The sequence below is a fragment of the Oleiphilus sp. HI0066 genome (genome assembly GCF_001635725.1).
In genome coordinates, this window is sequence record NZ_LWFH01000027.1 from 1 (window position 1) to 1,354 (window position 1,354).

The following is a 1,354-nucleotide window of genomic DNA, read 5'->3' on the forward strand; positions in this document are numbered from 1 at the left end:
CAGACCTATTAATTTTCTTTCGTGCTGACAAGCACAGTGCTGATGACAATAAATTAATAGATCCGAATCTGTGCGCAAGGGAATTAGTAAATAATTTCGACTCACCACTAAATGTAAACATTATTATCGCACCAAATGCCAAGCTACATGTATCCAGAACCTTGTTTGAATTGGTGTTAAGCAACCTGATAAAAAACAGTATTCTTCATAGTGGCGCAGATAGCGATTTATATATCAAGTTGGAATTCAAACAATTAAACACGTCCTTAGAAATGACGTTTAGTGACAGTGGAAAGGGAATTAACGAAGATCAGTTAAATTCGATATTTATGCCGTTTGAAGTCGGGCAGTCACGTGATAAATCTGAAGGATCTGGGATTGGACTTGCACTTGTTAGACGAGTTATTGAGCGAAACAACGGAAGCATAGAGCTCACTGAGCACACGCCTTCAACGTTAAAAGGCGCGGTATTCAAATGCACATTCAATAAATCGAGCATCGTCGTGAATGAGCGCGAAAACGCTTGAGTTATTTCATTTAATAAACAACGTTTGATTTTGACCTTCTTTAATATTGTTCCGGTTGATTAGCTTAATTTACACTTTGATCTGCAGTCACAAAGAAAAAGCGTAATGAGCCCTAATCAACTCTGCGAATCAATTTCACCTTATATTCTTCAGCCCACACTCGTGCTTGAACAGTCAGTTTTGAATGAAAATATTGCAAGCGTTCGTCGTCGCATTGATGGCGATAAAAGCATACGCTTAGTCGTCAAATCTTTACCGTGTGCTGAGTTAATTAAATACATTAGTGATCAACTAAATTGCTCACGGTTCATGTGTTTTCACGGACCTTTTATCAAGCAGACCGCAAAAATCTTTCCCAAGGCAGATATTCTGTTAGGCAAGCCCATGCCCCCGGCAAGTTTTGAGCACCTTGCGACTGAATTTCTTCAAGAAGGTTTAGTGCTAGATAATGTTCAGTGGCTAATCGATACTCACGAACACTTAGACGCATATTTGGAAATTGCTGAGCGGCTGAACATAAACATTCGTATTAACTTAGAGATCAATATAGGTCTGAACCGCGGGGGTTTCGCTCACGAAGATCAACTAAAAATCGCGTTACTTACCATCGCAGATTCAGAGAATCTAAGTTTCTCAGGTCTCATGGGCTATGAAGCTCATGCGTCTAAAATCCCTGATGTATTCGGGGGTATGAAATTAGCACTTAAACAGGTCACAGAGAAATATCGCCGCTTCAAAGCGATTGCAGAGCGTTTTGGCAATCAAGAAGAGCTAACATTTAATAGCGCTGGCAGTACAACTTTCACTGAGTATCAGGGCAACGATGT

The 1,354-nt window shown here is 40.1% G+C and carries 2 protein-coding genes; both read left to right on the forward strand.

The genetic code is table 11. The features are described 5' to 3' along the window. A partial coding sequence (locus tag A3738_RS00860; protein ID WP_156503847.1) for an ATP-binding protein occupies positions 1-527 on the forward strand: 527 nt, incomplete at its 5' end. 105 nt (positions 528-632) lie between these two features. Continuing rightward, positions 633-1,354, forward strand: a 722-nt coding sequence (locus A3738_RS00865) for an alanine racemase (protein WP_197473484.1), incomplete at its 3' end; no start/stop codon positions are given.